Annotated in this window: 17 protein-coding genes; 14 read left to right on the forward strand and 3 right to left on the reverse strand. The window is 74.7% G+C overall.

What is annotated here, in order from left to right:
• The coding region (locus VNF07_01990) for an amidohydrolase family protein (protein HVB05003.1) at window positions 1-372 on the forward strand (372 nt) is incomplete at its 5' end.
• A 79-nt stretch (window positions 373-451) separates the two neighbouring features.
• Here VNF07_01990 and VNF07_01995 read toward each other — a convergent pair.
• Window positions 452-1,465 (reverse strand): hypothetical protein, encoded by a 1,014-nt coding sequence (locus tag VNF07_01995; protein HVB05004.1) that lies wholly within the window; start codon window positions 1,463-1,465, stop codon window positions 452-454.
• A gap of 140 nt (window positions 1,466-1,605) precedes the next feature.
• On the opposite strand from VNF07_01995, the gene VNF07_02000 reads away from it, so the two are divergent.
• The 4 genes from VNF07_02000 (at window position 1,606) to VNF07_02015 (ending at window position 6,118) form a co-directional block, all read left to right on the forward strand.
• Window positions 1,606-2,508, forward strand: a complete 903-nt coding sequence (locus tag VNF07_02000) for a hypothetical protein (GenBank protein ID HVB05005.1) — start codon at window positions 1,606-1,608, stop codon at window positions 2,506-2,508.
• Window positions 2,509-2,595: 87 nt separating this feature from the next.
• A complete protein-coding gene (gene fusA, locus VNF07_02005; protein ID HVB05006.1) occupies window positions 2,596-4,647 on the forward strand; it encodes an elongation factor G in 2,052 nt (683 codons plus the stop codon).
• Between the two features lie 57 nt (window positions 4,648-4,704).
• On the forward strand, window positions 4,705-5,196 hold the full coding sequence (locus VNF07_02010; GenBank protein ID HVB05007.1) for a DUF4395 domain-containing protein: 492 nt from the start codon (window positions 4,705-4,707) through the stop codon (window positions 5,194-5,196).
• 97 nt (window positions 5,197-5,293) lie between these two features.
• Window positions 5,294-6,118: a UbiA family prenyltransferase gene (locus VNF07_02015; GenBank protein HVB05008.1), complete on the forward strand. Its 825-nt coding sequence runs from the start codon at window positions 5,294-5,296 to the stop codon at window positions 6,116-6,118.
• On the opposite strand, the gene ligD is transcribed toward VNF07_02015, so the two are convergent.
• Window positions 6,102-7,019 carry a non-homologous end-joining DNA ligase gene (ligD, locus tag VNF07_02020; GenBank protein HVB05009.1) on the reverse strand — a complete coding sequence of 306 codons (918 nt, stop codon included), beginning with the start codon at window positions 7,017-7,019 and terminating at the stop codon, window positions 6,102-6,104. The two genes, VNF07_02015 and ligD, sit on opposite strands and share 17 nt — an antisense overlap.
• 42 nt (window positions 7,020-7,061) lie before the next feature.
• On the opposite strand from ligD, the gene VNF07_02025 reads away from it, so the two are divergent.
• The 3 genes from VNF07_02025 to VNF07_02035 all read left to right on the forward strand — a co-directional run bounded on the left by VNF07_02025 (window position 7,062) and on the right by VNF07_02035 (window position 8,727).
• Entirely contained in the window at window positions 7,062-7,811 is a 750-nt protein-coding gene (locus tag VNF07_02025; GenBank protein ID HVB05010.1) for an SDR family NAD(P)-dependent oxidoreductase, read from the forward strand.
• Entirely contained in the window at window positions 7,808-8,233 is a 426-nt protein-coding gene (locus VNF07_02030; GenBank protein HVB05011.1) for a CopD family protein, read from the forward strand. The genes VNF07_02025 and VNF07_02030 overlap by 4 nt, the downstream gene beginning before the upstream one ends.
• Window positions 8,234-8,313: 80 nt before the next feature.
• Window positions 8,314-8,727: a transcriptional repressor gene (locus VNF07_02035; protein ID HVB05012.1), complete on the forward strand. Its 414-nt coding sequence runs from the start codon at window positions 8,314-8,316 to the stop codon at window positions 8,725-8,727.
• 13 nt (window positions 8,728-8,740) lie between these two features.
• Here VNF07_02035 and VNF07_02040 read toward each other — a convergent pair whose 3' ends face one another.
• Window positions 8,741-9,682 carry a pirin family protein gene (locus VNF07_02040; GenBank protein HVB05013.1) on the reverse strand — a complete coding sequence of 314 codons (942 nt, stop codon included), beginning with the start codon at window positions 9,680-9,682 and terminating at the stop codon, window positions 8,741-8,743.
• 254 nt (window positions 9,683-9,936) lie between these two features.
• Here VNF07_02040 and VNF07_02045 point away from each other — a divergent pair, with 254 nt between their 5' ends.
• The 6 genes from VNF07_02045 (at window position 9,937) to VNF07_02070 (ending at window position 17,684) form a co-directional block, all read left to right on the forward strand.
• Complete coding sequence (locus VNF07_02045) at window positions 9,937-10,734, forward strand: hypothetical protein (GenBank protein HVB05014.1); 798 nt, start codon at window positions 9,937-9,939, stop codon at window positions 10,732-10,734.
• Entirely contained in the window at window positions 10,731-13,109 is a 2,379-nt protein-coding gene (locus VNF07_02050) for a bacterial transcriptional activator domain-containing protein (protein ID HVB05015.1), read from the forward strand. The genes VNF07_02045 and VNF07_02050 overlap by 4 nt, the downstream gene beginning before the upstream one ends.
• 77 nt (window positions 13,110-13,186) lie before the next feature.
• Window positions 13,187-14,293, forward strand: coding sequence for an alanine dehydrogenase (ald, locus tag VNF07_02055; protein HVB05016.1), 1,107 nt, complete (start codon window positions 13,187-13,189; stop codon window positions 14,291-14,293).
• A gap of 108 nt (window positions 14,294-14,401) precedes the next feature.
• Window positions 14,402-15,535 carry a DUF3048 domain-containing protein gene (locus VNF07_02060; protein HVB05017.1) on the forward strand — a complete coding sequence of 378 codons (1,134 nt, stop codon included), beginning with the start codon at window positions 14,402-14,404 and terminating at the stop codon, window positions 15,533-15,535.
• Window positions 15,536-15,627: 92 nt separating this feature from the next.
• Window positions 15,628-16,947: an MFS transporter gene (locus VNF07_02065; GenBank protein ID HVB05018.1), complete on the forward strand. Its 1,320-nt coding sequence runs from the start codon at window positions 15,628-15,630 to the stop codon at window positions 16,945-16,947.
• Window positions 16,944-17,684: a maleylpyruvate isomerase family mycothiol-dependent enzyme gene (locus VNF07_02070; protein ID HVB05019.1), complete on the forward strand. Its 741-nt coding sequence runs from the start codon at window positions 16,944-16,946 to the stop codon at window positions 17,682-17,684. The genes VNF07_02065 and VNF07_02070 overlap by 4 nt, the downstream gene beginning before the upstream one ends.
• The last annotated feature ends 5 nt before the right edge of the window (window positions 17,685-17,689 follow it).

The following is a 17,689-nucleotide window of genomic DNA, read 5'->3' on the forward strand; positions in this document are numbered from 1 at the left end:
GACGTCTTCGAGCGCTTCCCGAACCTGAAGGTGATCGTCTGCCACTGCGGCGGCGCGTTGAACCGCTTCATCAAGTCGGACTCGCACCTCTCCCAGAAGGATCTGTCGAACAACCTCTACTTCGACACCTGCGCGCACGACGTCGACTTCCTCACCGCGGCCATCAAGCAGCGCGGCATCAGTCAGACGCTCTTCGGCACCGAGGCCCCCGGCTCGGGCGCCGCGGTCCGCCAGGAGGGCGAGGGCCCCGGCAAGACCGGCGACGACCTGATCCCGGTGATCAGCTCGTTCGACTGGCTCTCCGAGGAGGAGAAGATCGACATCTTCCACAACAACCCGGCCCGCATCTTCCCGGCCTTCGAGAAGGTGTGAGCGCTTCCTCGGGGCGGGCCCTCGGGACAATTTTTGAAGAGCCCCCCGGCTCCGCCGGGGAGTTCTTCCATCCTCCCGCTCAGAGCGTGCCGAGCTCCGGGGCGAACATCGAGTGCACGTCGGGGCGCTCCTTGATGAGGCCCTGCTCGAAGGTGAAGTCGAGCGCGTCGTTGAGCATCGGCAGGTTCGCCTCGACGCCGTAGGTGAAGGGGTCGTCGCCGAGGACGGCGCGCGTCTCGGCGAGGTACTCGCGCCCGAAGACGAGCGCCGCGGGGAGCGAGGCGACGACGCGCGCCGCGGCCTTCTCCTTCGCCTCAAGGAGGGCGCGGTAGAGGTTGAAGGCGAGCCACGGGTAGCGCTCGTGGACGTCGCCGCGCACCACGAAGAAGTGGTTGGCCGGCACGTAGCCGTGCGCGGTGACGAAGCGCCTCGCCTCGGCGATGCGGTCGGGGAAGAGCGGCTTCAGCTTCGACCAGTCGCCGGTGGCGCGCGGCCGCAGCGTGGCGCGGTCGACGAGGTTCGGCTCGCGCCCGATGGCGCGCATCGCGGGGGCGACGTCGATGCGGCGGGCGAGGAGCGCGGTGTCGAGGGTGTCCCCGTCGGTCATCCGCTCGAACTTGATGCCGGGCGGCGGCTGGAAGCCGGTCGGGCCGCCGTGCGAGAGCTCCTCGGGGCGCTCCATCACCCAGGTGAGGTCGTACTGGGAGACCCCGAAGTCGTGCTCGAGGATGCCGCGCGTCCACAGCGAGGCCGTCTGCTGGTACTCGGCGACACCGATGCGCTTGCCGGTCAGCGTCTCGGGCGTCGTGATCCCGGAGTCCTCGTGGTAGTAGAGCTCGGTGTGCATGAAGCGCCGGCCGGGGAAGGCGGGGATCCCGACCATCTCGATGCCGTGCTCGCGGGCGATGAGGAACGAGGCGATCGACATCTCACCGGCCTCGAACACACCGTGGTTGAGCTGTCGCCAGAAGGTCTCGGAGGGGTCCGAGATCGTCGGCACGAGCTCGACGCCCTGCGGCTCGACCTCGCCGGAGAGGAGCGGCGCCGTCCAGTCGTTGCGGGCGGAGACGAGTGACAAGCGGACTTTCGCCAACGGGGTACCTCCCTCCGGCGCCAGGCCCCCGGCGCGGGACGTGCAGTCTACGGAGCACCGGCCCCGGGCGCCGGGGCGGCGGCCCCGGGCCGCGCCCTCCATCGCCCGGCGCGGCGGGGCCCGACCGCTATCTTCGGCGGATGGATGTGGACAGGGAGCGCGTCGCCGTCTCCTACCTCCAGCACCTGACCGACGAGGACCTCCGCCTCCTCTCCTCCCTCGCCGGGGGTGCGCAGGAGGGCGCCGCGGCCGCGGCGCGGCTGCGCTCGGAGCCGGGCCGCGTCCTCACCCTCGTCGAGGGGCCGGGGGCCTTCGCCCTCGCCTTCCCCGAGGAGGGCGCCGGCGCGCCGCTGCTCCCGGCCTCGCCCTTCCTCATCTTCGCCCTCGCCGTCCACGAGACCGGCCGCGAGCTGTCGGCAGCGAGCTACGTCTCGGAGTGGCTGGGGCCGCACCACCGCACCCCGATCTTCGAGGTCGCCAACCTCCGCGACTTCCTCGCGAGCCCGCTCCGGCGCCTCTTCCTCACCGAGCTCCTCGCCTCCTACACCCACGTCTCTTCGGGCAGCGTCCTCGTGCCGACGCGCCGCGGCCTCAGGCGGCGGCGCTTCTCCGAGCTCGACCCGGTGCGCCTCGCGGAGCTCCTCGACTTCGTCTCCGAGGCGGAGCGGCCGGGGATCCTCCGCCGCCTCGGCGACGTCGCCCTCTTCCTCACCGGCGTCTTCCCCGACCACACCGCGACCCACGGCCTCTCCGAGCTCGAGGAGGGGCGCCTGCTCGCGGCGAGCGGCCTCAGCCGCGAGACGCGCCCCGCCCCCTCGATCCCGGGCTTCGGCGACGCGAGCGCCGTCGAGCTCCTCGAGCGCCTCGGGCGGCGCTGGTACCGCCTCGCTTACGAGTCGCTGCCGCGGCCCGTCGCCGTCGACCTGCGCGTCCTCGGCGAGCTGAACGAGCGCTTCGGGGACGCCCGCCGGATCCTCAACGTGCTCACCGACCGCTACCTCTTCCACTTCCGCGAGCGCTGGTTCGGGATCTCGGGCAGCTGAGGGGCCGGCGCGGAGCAAGGCGCCCGGCAAAGGTGCAGACTTTCCCGAGGCGGCCGCGCGCGGCCGACGACAGAAGGGGGCAGCGTCTTGAACGTTCCTTCGTCAGCGATCCACAAGGTCGCGTTGATCGGCCACCAGGGGGTCGGCAAGACCACCCTCGCCGAGGCGCTCCTCGCCTCGGCGGGCGCCATCCCCCGAAAGGGCTCCGTCGCCGCCGGCACCGCCGTCTGTGACTTCGAGCCCGAGGAGCTGAAGCGCCACATGTCGGTTTCGCTGGCGGTCGCACCCTTCGAGCTCGGTGGCCACCGCATCCACCTCATCGACACGCCCGGCTTCGCCGACTTCATCGGCGAGGTGGAGGTGGCGCTCGCGGTCTGCGACTTCGCCGTCGTCGTCGTCTCCGCGGTCGAGGGGGTCGAGGTCCAGACCGAGGTCGCCTGGCGCCGCGCCGAGCGCCTCGGCCTACCGCGCTTCATCTTCGTGAACAAGCTCGACCACGAGCGCGCCGACTTCGAGCGGACCCTCGAGCAGCTGCGGAGCACCTTCGGGAGCGGCGTCGCCCCCCTCGAGCTGCCGATCGGGCGTGAGGCGGACTTCCGCGGCGTGGCCGACCTCCTCGCCGACGAGGCGATCCTCTACTCGGCGGGGGTGCGCAGCACTGCGCCGATCCCCGACGAGATGGCCGAGCTCGAGCACCGCGTGCGCGACAACCTCGTCGAGGGGATCGTCGTCGCCGACGACGCGCTGATGGAGCGCTACCTCGACGGTGACACCCCGGGCGTCGCGGAGCTGGAGGCGACCCTCGCCGTCGGCATCGCCACCAGCCAGGTCTTCCCCGTCCTCTGCGGCTCGGCGGAGCGCGACATCGCCATCGACCGGCTGGCGAGCTTCATCTGCGAGGTCGGTGGGCACCACTCCGCGCACGCCCGCGCCGGCGACCAGGACGTCGAGATCGCCCTCGCCGCCGATGGCGAGCCGCTCGCCCGGGTCTTCAAGACCGTCGTCGATCCGTTCATCGGCCACATCTCGCTCCTCGAGGTCCTCTCCGGGACGCTCCGCCCCGACGCCGTCCTCGTGAACAGCCGGACCCGCACCGAGGAGCGGCTGCACGTGCTGCAGGCGATGTGCGGGAAGTCGGCCACCCCGCTCACCGAGGCGACCGCCGGCGACATCGTCGCCGTGCCGAAGCTCACCGACCTGCGGATCGGCGACACCCTCGCCCCCAAGCACTCGCCGGTCGTGCTCGAGCCGATCCCGCTCTCCCCGCCGATGCTCTCGGTCGCGATCCGCTCGAAGGGCACCGGTGACGAGGACAAGCTGATGAACGGCCTCCACCGCCTGCAGGAGGAGGACCCCTCGCTGCAGGTGCGGCGCGTCGACGAGACCCACCAGACCGTGGTGTCGGGGATGGGCGAGACCCACCTCGCGGTGACCGCCGAGCGCCTGGCGCGCAAGTTCAACGTCGAGATCGTGACCGAGGAGGTGACGACCCCCTACCGGGAGACGATCACCGCCCCCGCCGAGGCCGAGGGACGCCACAAGAAGCAGACCGGCGGCCACGGCCAGTTCGGCGTCGCCCACCTGCGCATCGAGCCGCTCGAGCGCGGCGCCGGGCTCGAGTTCGTCGACCAGATCGTCGGCGGCGCGATCCCCCGGCAGTTCATCCCCGCCGTCGAGAAGGGGGTGCGACGGGCGATGGGCCAGGGCGGCGCCTTCGGCTTCCCCGTGGTCGACGTCAGGGTGATCTGCGACGACGGGAAGTTCCACCCCGTCGACTCCTCCGAGGCGAGCTTCGAGGCGGCGGGGGCGCTCGCCTTCACCGAGGCGCTGCGCCTCGCGGAGCCGCTCCCCCTCGAGCCGATCTCGCGCCTCGAGGTCACCGTCCCGGCCCACAACCTCGGCGACGTCCTCGGCGACATCAACGCCCGCCGGGCACGGGTGCTCTCCACCGAGACCAACGACCACGGCGAGCCGGTGATCACCGCCCTCGTGCCGACGAGCGAGCTCGCCCGCTACGCCGTCGACCTGCGCGCCCTCTCGGGGGGCCTCGGCCGCTTCACCGCCGAGCACGACCACTACGACCTGCTCCCCGGCCACCTCGTCGAGAAGCTCTCACGCAACAAGGTGCTCGTCTCCTGAGCCGGCGGGGGGTCAGTACCTGACCGATTCGGTCGGGAATCGGCCTATGATCGCACCGTGGCCCGCCTCCTCTCCTTCCCGAACCCGGTGAACGAGAAGGCGGCGCGCACCGTCGCCGCCGGGGTCGTCGCGCTCGCGGTGGCGACCCTTTCCAGCCGCCAGCTGCTCCTCACCGTCCCCCTCGCCTACGGCTTCGTGGCGCGCGCCGCGAGCGGGCCGCGCTTCAGCCCCCTCGGCCAGCTGGCGACGCGCGTCATCGCCCCCCGCCTCGGGGCGCCGAAGCCCGTGCCCGGCCCGCCGAAGCGCTTCGCGCAGCTGATGGGCGCCGCCTTCACGCTCGCCGCGCTGTGCTGCTTCCTCGCCGGTGAACGGACCGCCGCCTTCGTGCTCGTCGCCACCCTGCTCGCCCCCGCCCTCCTTGAGTCGGCCCTCGGCTACTGCATCGGCTGTGAGCTCTTCGGGCTCGGCATGCGCCTCGGGATCGTCCCCGCCTCGGTCTGCGAGGAGTGCCTCGACCTCTCCAAGCGCCGCCACCTGGCCGGCGCCTGAGCGCCCGGCCCGGCTGGCCGTCGACCGCGCGCGCCGCCGGCGACCGGGGGCGCTCAGAGCTCTCTCGGCCGCCCCCCGCCTGCTGCGGCGCGCCGGCGTGCTCCTCGGCGCCTCGCACCCCGGCCCCGTCGGCGCCGTCACCGCCACCGCGCTCGGGCTCGCCGCGAGCGGCGGCGCCCCGCCGGCCGCCGTCGCGAGGATCGGCGCCGCGGTCCTCTCCGGCCAGCTCGCGATCGGCTGGCAGAACGACTACCTCGACGCGGCGCGCGACCTGCGGGCCGGGCGGCCCGACAAGCCGCTCGCGACCGGTGCCGTCTCGAGGCGCGCCGTCGGGCGGGCGGCCGGGGCCGCGGCCGCGCTCTGTGTGCCGCTCTCGCTCGCGAGCGGGCGCCGCACGGGGGCCCTCCACCTCCTCGCCGTGGCGAGCGGTGCGGCCTACAACACGGCACTGAAGGCGACCCCCCTCTCCTTCGCCCCCTACGCCCTCTCCTTCGGCCTCCTCCCCCGCTTCTGCCTCGCCGCCGCCGGCGAGGAGGCGCCGCTGTGGGCGAGCGCGGCGGGCAGCGCGCTCGGCCTCGCCGCGCACTTCGTGAACGTCCTCCCCGACCGCGACGAGGACCGCAAGCTCGGCGTGCTCGGCCTCCCGCAGCGCCTCGGCCCGGAGACCGACATCGCGCTCGCGGGGGCCTTCCTCGGCTGCTCGGCGCTGCTCGTCGCGCACGGCGCCGGCAGCGCGCCCCAGGCGCGCGCCGCCCGGGCCGCGGGCCTCGCCCTCGCGGGTGGCGTCGTGGCGCTCGCCCGTCGCGGGCGCGGCCGCGCCGCCTTCCGCCTCGTCCTCCTCCTCGCCCTGCTCGACGTGGCAGCGCTGCTGCGCGCCACCGCCCGCAGGGCGCGGGGAGGCCCCCTCAGCGGCGTGCGGTGAGCGGGGCGAAGAGGTCGCCGTGCGCCTCGACGCGCGCCAGCACCTGGGCGGGGCCGAACCGCAGCGCCGCCGCGCCCGCGGGGGTCGTCGCGGAGGCGACCTCCTCCCAGCTCACCGGGGCGGAGACGCTCGGCTCCGGCTCGGGCCGGAGCGAATAGGGGGCGACGGTCGTCTTCGCCGGGACGTTCTGGCTCCAGTCGATGAGGACGACGCCGCCGCGCAGGTCCTTGCGCATGTTCGCCACCGCGAGGTCGGGGTGGCGCGAGGCGAAGCCCTCGGCGACGGTGTGCGCGAGGGTACGCGCCGCCTCGGCCTCCATCGGCTCGACGGCGCAGTAGAGCTGGAGGCCCTTCTTCCCGCTCACCTTGGGGAGCGGCTCGAGGGGGCGGTCGGCGAGCTCGGGGAGCTCCTCGCGGAGCAGCAGCGCGAGGGCGCAGCACTCCGGCAGGGCGGCCGGCGCGCCGGGGTCGAGGTCGAAGACGATCTCGTCGGGCGAGGGCGCGGGGCGCGCCGGGTCGCTCCGCCACATCGGCACGTGCAGCTCGATCGCCGCCAGGTTGGCGAAGTAGAGGAGGGCCGCCGCGCAGTCGACGATCGGGTAGCGCACCTCCTCGTGGCTGCCGCGCACGCCGCTCTTCACGACGACGCTCTGCAGCCAGTCGGGGGCGCCCTTCGGGAGGTTCTTCCCGAAGAAGCGCTGCCCCTCGACGCCGTCGGGGAAGCGCTGCACGCTGAGCGGGCGCTCGGCGAGGTGGCCGAGCATCGTCGGCGCGATCGCGCTGTAGTAGGCGAGGAGGTCGGACTTGGTGAAGCCGACCTTCGGGTAGAGGACCTTGTCGAGGTTGGTGAGGACGAGGCGGTGGCCGTCGACCTCGACCGTCGCCTCCCGGCCGGGACTCACCGGCACCCGCCGAGGTAGCTTCGGCGCCCGAGGAGGTGGAGCGTGACGGAGCGGGGCACCGCCGTGATCACCGGGGCGTCGAGCGGCATCGGCGCGGCGAGCGCGCGGGCGCTCGTGCGCGAGGGCTTCGACGTCGTCCTCGGCGCCCGGCGCCTCGACCGCCTCGAGGCGCTCGCCCGTGAGCTCGGGGAGGGGGCGCGCGCCGCCGCCCTCGACGTCACCGACCCGGCGTCGGTCGCGTCGTTCTGCGCGGGCATCGGCGGCTGCCGCCTCCTCCTCAACTGCGCGGGTGGCGCGCTCGGCCTCGACCGTATCGAAGACAGCGACGAGGAGCGCTGGCGGGAGATGTACGAGTCCAACGTCCTCGGCGTGCTGCGCATGGTGAAGGCGCTCCTCCCGGCCCTCGTCGACTCCGGCGACGGCCACGTGATCACGATCGGCTCGGTGGCCGCCTTCGAGCCCTACCCCGGCGGCGCCGGCTACAACGCCGCCAAGCACGGGACGCGTGCCGTGATGGACGTGCTGCGCCTCGAGCTGAACGGCCGTCCGGTGCGGGTGAGCGAGATCGACCCCGGGCTCGTCGAGACCGAGTTCTCCCTCGTGCGCTTCGACGGCGACGCCGAGCGCGCCGCCTCGGTCTACCGCGGCCTCACCCCCTTGAGCGCCGAGGACGTCGCCGAGTGCGTCGCCTTCGTCGCCACCCGCCCCGCGCACGTCGACGTCGACCAGCTCGTGCTGCGCCCCCGTGACCAGGCGCGCGTCCACCTCGTCCACCGGGAGGCCGACCAGTGACCCACCCCCTGCCGCTCGGCCTCCCGAGCGCGAGCACCACCGTCCGCCTCTCGCTGCACGTCCTCGCGGCGACGGTCTTCGTCGGCGGCCAGCTCACCGTCGCCGGCCTGCTCCCGACCCTGCGGACGATCGGCGGCGAGGCGCCGCGGCGGGTCGCGGTCGCCTTCTCCCGCCTCGCCTGGCCGGCCTTCGCCGTCCTCGTGCTCACCGGCATCTGGAACGTGGCGGCGAACCACCCCTCGACCAAGGACAGCGCGTGGAAGACGGTGCTCGGCGTGAAGATCGTCGTCGTCGTGCTCGCGGCCGCCGCCGCAGGGATCCACTCGCGGGCGCGGTCGAAGAAGGCCGTCGCCCTCTCCGGCGGCCTCGCCGGCCTCTTCTCGCTGGCGGCGGTGGTCCTCGGGGTCTCGCTCGCGGGGTGAAATGCGGCGGGCCGCCGGGGGGCGGCCGGTAGCATGAAGCCCAGGTCAGAACGAGGACGGAGGCAGCGCTGAGCGATCTACTGGAACGGCTCCGGTCACGTGGCTGGCGGGTCACGCCCCAGCGCCGGGTCGTCGCCGAGGTGCTCACCGGGGAGCACGTCCACCTGACGGCTGACGCCGTCCACCTCGCCGCGCAGACGCGCCTGCCGGAGATCAGCCTGGCGACGGTCTACAACACCCTGAACGAGCTCGTGGCGATGGGCGAGGTGCTCGAGGTGGCGGCGGGCGCGGGGCCCAAGCGCTACGACCCGAACGTCGCCACCCCCCACCACCACCTCGTCTGCACCCGCTGCGGGGCGCTGCGCGACGTGCTCGCCGCGGGCGGCCACACGCTCGCCCCCGACGAGGCGCACGGCTTCACCGTGACCGGCGTGGACATCGTCTTCCAGGGCCTCTGCCCCGACTGCGCCGCCGCGGGCGAGGGCGCCGGCTGAGCCGAAGGCTCCCTCAGCCGCCCGCGGGGACGGTGCCGAGCAGGCCCTTTCGGTAGTCCTCGAAGGCCTGCTGCAGCTCGGCCTCGGTGTTCATCACGAACGGCCCGTACCAGGCGACCGGCTCACCGATCGGCACCCCACCGAGGAGGAGCACCTCGAGGCGCTCCCTGCCGGTGGCGGCGACGGTGAGGTAGTCACCGCTGCCGAGGAGCGCGAGCTGCCCGGCGCCGATCGGCGTCCCGTCGGCCGCGACGCGCCCGCTCCCCGAGAGGACGTAGACGAGGGCGTTGCGCTCGGCCGGCCAGGGCACCTCGAGGCGGGCCCCCGGCTCCACCGAGGCGTGCACGAAGGTGATCGGCGTGTGGCTCTGACCGGGTCCGGCGTGGCCGTCGACCTCACCGGCGATGATCCGCAGCAGGCTCGCGCCGTCCGCGCCGGCGACGAGGGTCACCGCGGCGGCACGCAGGTCCTGGTAGCGGGGCTCGATCCACTTGTCGCGGGCCGGCAGGTTGACCCACAGCTGAATCCCGTGGAAGAGGCCCCCGGAGACGACGAGCTCCTCGGGCGGGCGCTCGATGTGCAGCAGCCCCGAGCCCGCGGTCATCCACTGCGTGTCGCCGTTGGTGATGCGGCCGCCGCCGCCGGTCGAGTCGCGGTGGGCAAAGGTCCCGTCCATGATGTAGGTCACCGTCTCGAAGCCGCGGTGCGGGTGCCACGAGGTGCCACGCGGCTCACCGGGCGCGTAGTCGACCCTCCCCATCTCGTCCATGTGGATGAACGGGTCGAGGTCGGCCGCGCCGACGCCCGCGAAGGCGCGGTTCACCGGGAAGCCCTCTCCCTCGAAGCCCTTCGGGGCGGTGGTCAGCGAGCGCAGGCGGCGCTCGCTCTTCGTCGCGTGGTCGATGGCGCGCACGCGCGGCAGCACCAGCAGGTTCTCGGCTTCGACGGCGGGCATGGGCACTCCTTTGCACGGCCGGGGAACCGGCCCGGCGCCTCTTCGGCGCCACCGGGGAGAACACCACCACCTCCGGAGTTGTTCCGCCGCGGTAGGTCGCTCGGGAGGCCCGTCACCGAGGATCCGAGAGCGCGCCGGCGCCGCGGCTGCCTACCATGCGCCGACAAGCACAAGGAAGAGGTGGCGCCTTGCCCTCGGGATCCAGCCCATCCTCCTGCGGCCGGTGAGCCCCGGCCGGCGCGGCGCGCGCCCACGTGGCTGACCACCTGCGCCTCCCGCGGGCGGCCGCCGTCGCCGGTGAGCCGAGCGAGGCGCACGGCCGCGTTCGGCGCCACGACGCGATGACCTGGCTCGCGCTCGGCCTCGTCGTCGCGCTCGTCCTCGCCTGGAGCACCCACGCCGACCACTCCACCGCGAGCACGGCCGGGGTACGCAAGGGGGCGAGCCGGCCGGCCGCCCCGCCGCTCCACGCACGCGGTGCCGCGGTCGGCCCCACAAAGAGCCCGACGAACGCCGCGATGGTGCTCGACCCCCTCGGAGGGCTCACGATCGACCGCTGGTCGGTCGCTCCCCGCCGCGCGGCGCACTCCCCCGCCGCGGTTCGGGCCACGACCCCGACCACGAGCGCCCCGGCCGCGATCACGAGCACCACCGTGCCCGCGAGCACGCTCCCCGCGAGCACGGTCCCGGCCACGACGGTCCCGCCGAGCACGCTCGTGCCGGCCACACCCGCCCGCGCGGCGTCGCCGAGCGGGCGCACCGACGAGCTCGCCGGCACCCTCTCGTTCCCCTCCGACGTCGCGACGACCTACTTCGAGAAGGGGGCCGGCGGCGCGCTCGTGGTGTCGGGCACCTGGGCGACGGGGCGCCCGCTCGTCCTCTCGCTCACCTGCGGGGGCCTGCACCGTGAGGCGAGCGGCAGGGGCGGCACGAGCGTCGAGGACCCCGCGACGCACGCTGACTGCAGCGTCGTCATCGCCGAGCCGGCGGGGGCGACCTGGTCGGCGACCTACCACCTCACGGTGCGGGCCCTCGCCGGCGGGGGCCAATGAGCAGGGCCCACCGCCGAGGCCGCGACCTGCGCGGCGGCCTCGGGGCGCTCGGCAAGTGCCTGCTCCTGCTGTTCGCCGTCCCCGTGGCGATCGTCCGCCTGTGGGCCGAGCGGCCGCTCGGCCCGCTGCGCCTCTCGCCGGGGAGCCTGTCAAGCCTCACCGTCTGGCTGCACCTCGTCCTCATCGTCCTCGGCCTGTTGTGGGTGGCCGCCGCCGCGAGCCTCGTCCGTGAGCTCGCCGGCGCCTTCGGCGGGGGGGCGACGAGCAGCTCGTGGTCTGGCCGCTGGGCCGCGGCCGTCGCGGCGCTCGTCCTCGCCTCGACGGCGAGCGCCGTCGCCCTCGCCGCCCTCCCCCGCCCGGGTACCGCCCCCCCGGCCGCGGTCGCGCCGCAGGCGCGAGCCGCCGCCCGGGCGACACCCCTCGTCGTCGCCCCGGGCGAGTGCCTCGCCGACGTCGCGGCGCGCGCCCTCGGGAGTCCCGCCCTCTGGCCCGAGCTGGCGGCGGCGAACCGGGAGCTCCCCCAGCTACCCGGGCGCTTCGTCGACCCCGCGCTGCTGCGCGACGGCTGGTGCCTGCGGGCGCCCGCGGCGGCCGACCTCGCCGCCGCGGGCGCCCCGCCCAACGCCACGCCCGCGGGGACCCTCGCCGAGCTCTCGCTGCTCGGCATCGGCACGATCGGCACCGCCGCGCTGGTGCGGCGGGTGCGGCTACTGCGACGCGCCGCCGCCAGCCTGCGGCGCGTCGGGGAGCGCCCACCGCGGCCGAGCGAGGAGGGCGCCGGCGTGGAGAGCCTGCTCGCGCCCTTCGCCGAGGGCACGCTGCTCGACTGGATCGAGTGCGCGAGCCGGCTGCTCGGCTCGCTCGCCGAGGCGCACGCGGTCCCCGAGGACGTCCTCCTCGTGCGTGCCGGGCCCGAGGCGGTGGACGTCGTCTTCGCCACCGCCGCGCCGGCCGCGGCACCCTTCGTCGGCCACGAGGGGGGCCGGATCTGGTCGCTCGCCCTCGACGAGGACCTCGGCCACCTGCGCAGGCTCGCCGCGGGCGGCCGCCGCCACCTGCGCGCGCTCGTCCCGGTCGGCGAGGCGGCGGGGAGCGCCTACCTCCTCGGCCTCGGCCGGGGGCGCCGCCTCTCGCTCGAGGGCGGCCCCGAGGAGGTCGCAGCGATGCTTGCCGGCCTCGTCGAGAGCCTGCGCGTCCTCCCCTGGGCAGGTGAGCTCAGCGTCGAGCTCGTCGGCCTCGACCCACCGCCGAGCGCCGAGCAGTCCTACCAGCTGTTCGCGAGCACCCCCGAGGGGCTGCGCGAGCTGGCGGGACGGCGGGGGGGCGCCTCCGCCGGCTCCTCGCTCGTGGTCGTCGCCCCCGGCGGTCCTGCGGTCGACGAGGCGCTGCTCGCGGCGGTCGGCGCCGTCGCCGGCGTGGTCGCCTGCGGCGGCCCCGCGAGCGCGGTGCTGCGACTCACCGGTGGCGGCCGCGGCGAGCTCGCCCCCTTCGGCCTCGATCTCGCCGTGCCCGCCCCCGGCGCCGAGCAGCGGCGGCGCTTCGACCTTCTCCTCGCCGAGGCGAGCCGGCCACCGAGCCTCGTCGCCACCTCGTACCTCGGGGGGGCGGCGCCGGCGGGCGGGCTGCCCGAGCGCGGCGCGGTCGAGGTGCGCCTCCTCACCGGCTCCCCGGCGCTGGTCGGGGCGGTGGGCGCGCCCGCCGAGCGTGATGCCGCGCGGGTGACCGAGCTCGTCGCCTACCTCGCCCTGCACCCCGAGGGCGTGGGCCGCGGGGCGGTCACCGCCGCCCTCTTCGGGCGGGCCACCCTGCACGGGGCGCCGGCCCGCCTCGACCTCCTCCTCGCCGCGGCGCGCCGCTGCCTCGGGAGCGGCGGGGACGGCCGCGGCCGCCTCGAGCTGCACGACGACGAGCACCTCCGCCTCTCGACAGAGGTGACCCTCGACGCCGAGCGCTTCCGGGCCGCCGCCGCGCACGCCCGCGCCCTCGGCCCTGACGCGGCGCGCGACCTCCTCGCCGCCGCCTTCGAGCTCCTCGACCCGGCCGCGCTCGCCCGCTGGCCGGCGTGGGACTGGCTCGCCGCCGACGGCCATCTCGAGGCGCTCCGCAGCGACGTCGTCGACGCCGCCCACCACCTCGCGACCCTCGCCACGGCCGGCGGCGAGCACGCCCTTGCCGCGGGCATCCTGCGCGGCGCCCGCCTCATCGAGCCGGCCTCGGAGATCCTCGCCCGCGACCTGATGGTCCTCGAGGCCGAGCGCGGTGACACACCGGCCGCGGCGCGCGCCTACGCAGAGCTCGAAGCGGCGCTCGCCGCGCTCGGGGGGAACGAGCCCTCGGCCGAGAGCCGCGCCCTGTACCTGCGCCTCGCCCGGTAGCGGCGGGCACGTTGGCGCGTCGGCACGGGGGCGGTGTGCGATCCTCGCGGGGTCACTCCCCCGAGAGGTAGGCGCTGATGCGGGTCGGGATCCCACGGGAGCTGAAGGACAACGAGTTCCGCGTCGCGATGACCCCGGCGGGGGTGCGCGAGCTCACCCGCCACGACCACGAGGTGCTCGTCGAGCAGGCCGCCGGAGCCGGCTCCTCCTTCACCGACGAGCAGTACGCCGCGGCGGGCGCCCGCCTCGTCGCCGACGTCGACGAGCTGTGGGCGGCCTCGGACCTCGTCTGCAAGGTGAAAGAGCCGATCGCCGACGAGTTCGCGCGCCTCCGCGAGGGGCTCGTGCTCTTCACCTACCTGCACCTCGCGGCCTCCCGGCCCTGCACCGACGCGCTCGTGGCCGCCCGGACGACGGCCATCGCCTACGAGACGGTGCAGCTCGCCGACGGCACCCTGCCGCTGCTGGCGCCGATGAGCGAGATCGCCGGCCGCATGGCGCCGCTCGTCGGCGGCGCCTGCCTGCAGCGCCCCGAGGGAGGGCGCGGGGTGCTGATGAGCGGGGTGCCCGGCGTCCGCCCGGCGCGCGTCGTCGTGATCGGCGCCGGCGTCGCCGGGGCGAACGCGGCGGCGATCGCGGTCGGCATGCACGCCGATGTCGTCGCCATCGACCGCGACCTGGCGCGCCTTCGCGAGCTCGACCGCGTCTACCAGGGGCACCTCGAGACGATGGCCTCCTCGACGCACGCCATCGAGGAGGCCTGCCTCGGCGCCGACCTCGTGATCGGCGCCGTCCTCGTCGTCGGGGCGCGCGCCCCGCACCTCGTGAGCAACGAGCTGGTCGCCGCGATGCAGTCCGGGAGCGTGCTCGTGGACATCGCCGTCGACCAGGGCGGCTGCTTCGAGTCGAGCCGCCCGACCACGCACTCCGCCCCGACTTTCGAGGCCTTCGGCTCGCTCTTCTACTGCGTCGCGAACATGCCCGGCTCGGTCCCGAACACCTCCACCCACGCCCTCACCAACGCGACCCTCCCCTACAGCCTCGAGATCGCCAACCGCGGCTGGCGCGAGGCGGCAGCGGCCGACCCCGCGCTCGCAAGGGGCGTGAACACCGTCGCCGGGGCGGTGGTGAACGAGGCCGTCGCCGAGGCGCACGGCTTGGCGTTCAGCCCCTTCGCCGCCTGAAGCACGGCGCCCGCGCGGCGCCGTGCCGCGGCTGGTGGGGGCCGGCGTGCGGGCCGCGGCCCTCGCTTGCCACCACCTGTCGAGGGCGAGCCGCTACCGTGACCCCCCGTGCCAGACCACGCCAAAGCTTCCCGGAACCCCCTGTCCAACCTGAGCCGCAACCAGTGGATCGCCGTCGGCGTCGTCGTCGCGGTCCTCGGGGCGGTGATCGGGATCGTCGCCACCTCCGGCTCGAGCCCGACCAAGAGCGCAGGAGGGCCGACGACGTCGTCGAGCACGACGACGACCCTGCCAAAGCTCGGGCGCAACATCTGCCCGCTCACCGACCTCCCGGCCGCAGGCGGCCTCGACCCGCAGCGCCCCGCGACGCTCGTGAAGATCGGCAACGAGCCCGGCACCGGCCTCGCCCGCCCGCAGGGCGGCCTCAATGAGGCGGACATCGTCTTCGACACGCCCGCCGAAGGCTTCATCATGCGCTACATGGCCGTCTACCAGTGCAACAACGCGACGGCGATCGGCCCCACCCGCTCGGTGCGCTGGGTCGACTACCACCTGGCGCGCATGTTCCTGCACCCGATCCTCGCCTTCGCCGGGGGGATCGACCCGAACGTCAACCAGGTGCTGAAGGACAAGTGGATCGAGCCCGCCGACCTCATCGGCGCGCAGTCCAATGCCGCGGGGCGGGTCAGCACCCGCAGCGGTGACGACAGCCTGTTCACGAGCACCGCGCAGCTCTACGGCCTCTACAAGAAGGCCGTCGAGCCGCCGCCCCCGGTCTTCCAGTTCGGCGCCAGCATCCCCGCGAGCGCGGCCCCGACCGCGACGGCGCAGATCAACTTTTCCTCCGGCACCGACGTCGTCTGGAAGTGGAACGCGGCGGGCAACGACTGGATCCACTCCTACACCGACACCGGGACCGACACCGACACCGACAACAACCAGCCGGTGACGACGACGAACATCGTGGAGATGGTCGTCAGCTACCGGATCGGCCCCTACAGCGAGCACGGCGGACCGGGCAACGGCGACGTCGAGAGCCAGACCGTCGGCTTCGGTCAGGGCTACGTGCTGCGCAACGGCAAGCACATCGCCGTCACCTGGCACCGCAAGGACCTGATCTCCGGGCTCAGCTTCACCGACGCGCAGGGCAACGCGGTGACCCTCGCCCCCGGCCGCACCTGGGTCGAGCTGATCCCCGACATCGTCGCCCACCGCGCCGGGAACATCACCTTCACCTCCTGAGAAACCCGCCCCCCGGCGCCCCCGCAAACGGGTGGCGCCGGGGCCGGAGCGGCCCGGGGCGGCGCGGGGGTGGTCCGCTAGCCTCGCCCGCCGTGGCGCGCGGCAAGATCCTCGTCGACGTCACGCCCTTCCGGAAGTACCCGCAGTTCTTCCTGCTCTGGAGCGGTTTCCTCGTCCGCACCGTCGGCAACCAGCTGACCGTCGTCGCGGTCCCGTACCAGGTCTACCGCCTCACCCACTCCTCGCTCGACGTCGGCCTCGTGAGCCTCGTGCAGCTCGGCCCACTGCTCGTCGGCTCGCTCTTCGGCGGCACGATCGCCGATGCCTTCGACCGCCGGCGGGTGCTCGTCGCCACCCAGGTCCTCCTCGCGGCGACGAGCGTCGGCCTCGCGCTGAACTCGGGCGCCGGCGCCTCGGTGTGGCCGCTCTTCGTCTGCAGCGCGGCGGCGGCGGGCTTCCAGGGGGTCGACAACCCCGCGAGCACCGCCTTCATCGTCAACCTCGTCGACCGCGAGACGATCGTCGGCGCGAACGCGCTCTGGCAGGTCCTCTTCCAGGCCGGGCAGGTCGCCGGCCCGGGCGTCGCCGGGGTCCTGCTCGCCCGCTTCTCGATCGGCGTCGTCTACTGGATCGACGTCGCGAGCTACGCGGCCTCGCTCGTCACCGTGCTCTTCCTCAGGAAGAGCGAGCGGCCCGCCACCGGGGTGCAGCGCGAGCTCGGCTTCGGGGCGATGGTGAGCGGCGTCCGCTACCTGCGCGGCCACCAGCCGCTGCAGGGGATCTTCCTCGCCGACCTCTCGGCGATGGTCTTCGGCATGCCGCGGGCGCTCTTCCCGGCGATGGGCCTCGTCCGCTTCCACGGCAGCGCCGTCACCGTCGGGCTGCTCTTCGCCGCGCCCGGCGTCGGCTCGCTCGTCGGCTCGCTACTGACGGGCTGGGTGCACAACATCCGCCGCCAGGGGCGGGCGGTGATCCTCGCCGTGGTCGGCTGGGGCGTGGCGATCACGCTCTTCGGCCTCTCCCCCTGGCTCTGGCCGGGACTCGTCTTCCTCGGCATCGGCGGCGCCTTCGACGTCTTCTCGGCGGTCTTTCGCGGCGCGATCCTGCAGCTCGTCACGCCGCGCGGGATCATCGGGAGGATGCAGGCCGTGCAGATCGCCGTCGTCACGGGCGGCCCGCGCCTCGGGGACCTCGAGCACGGCGCGCTCGGCGCCGCGGTCGGCAGCGAGCTCGCCGTCGTCTCGGGGGGGATCGCCTGCATCGTCGGCGTCCTGCTCCTCGTCCGCTACCTCCCGCACTTCGACCGCCTGACGATCGACAAGGGCGTCGTCGACTTCGGCGGGCGCGGCGAACGGCCGGCCGACGCCGGCCCCGCCGCGGCGCGCGAGCGCGCCGCCGAGGCGAGCGGGTGAGCGTCTTCCCGCTCGCCCCCGAGCGCTACCTCGTCTCGATCGCCGCCGACTCCGCCCTCCTCGCCGACGCCGCGGCGCTGGGCGCCGGGAGGGCGCTCCCGAGCTGCCCCGGCTGGGACACCGACACCCTCCTCGGCCACCTCGGCCTCCTCCACCGGCGCGTCGCGGCGATGGTCGCCGCGCCACGGCCGACGCGCGTCGCCACCGACGACCTGCCGCCGCCGCCCGCACCGGGAAAGCGCGACCACTGGTTCCGCGACGGCGCCGCCTCGCTCGTCGCCGCGCTCACCGTCGCCGGCACGGCCCGGGCCTGCTGGACCCTCGACGACCCCGAGGGGGAGAGCGCCTTCTGGTTCCGCCGCATGGCGCAGGAGACCCTCATGCACCGCGTCGACGCCGAGCTCGCTGTCGGCCCGCCGAGCGAGATCGAGGGCGCGCTCGCCGCAGACGGGGTCGACGAGGCGCTCCTCGTGCACCTGCCCCGGCGCCTCCGGCGGGGGGCGATCGAGGGCCTCGCCGCCGAGGCGCTAGTCGAGGCGAGCGACGAGGGGTCGGCGTGGCGCCTCTCGCTCACCGCCGACGCGGTCCGCCCCGGCAACGGTGAAGCGGGCGAGACCCTGGCAGGCCCCGCGGCGGCGCTCCTCTGCTATCTCTGGAACCGCGGCGACGCGGCGGCGCTCACCTTCGGCGGGGCGGCGAGGGTGTTCCCGAACTGGTCGGCGCTCGTCCAGATGTGAATGGC

This window comes from Acidimicrobiales bacterium (genome assembly GCA_035533595.1).
GTDB lineage: Bacteria > Actinomycetota > Acidimicrobiia > Acidimicrobiales > Bog-793 > DATLTN01.

Bases quoted from the DNA above. Each gene is read 5' to 3' on its own strand.
- VNF07_02000 (HVB05005.1), top strand. From the start codon at position 1,606: ATGGATGTGGACAGGGAGCGCGTCGCCGTCTCCTACCTCCAGCACCTG.
- VNF07_02040 (HVB05013.1), bottom strand. From the start codon at position 9,682: ATGCCCGCCGTCGAAGCCGAGAACCTGCTGGTGCTGCCGCGCGTGCGC.
- VNF07_02050 (HVB05015.1), top strand. From the start codon at position 10,731: ATGAGCAGGGCCCACCGCCGAGGCCGCGACCTGCGCGGCGGCCTCGGG.
- ald (HVB05016.1), top strand. From the start codon at position 13,187: ATGCGGGTCGGGATCCCACGGGAGCTGAAGGACAACGAGTTCCGCGTC.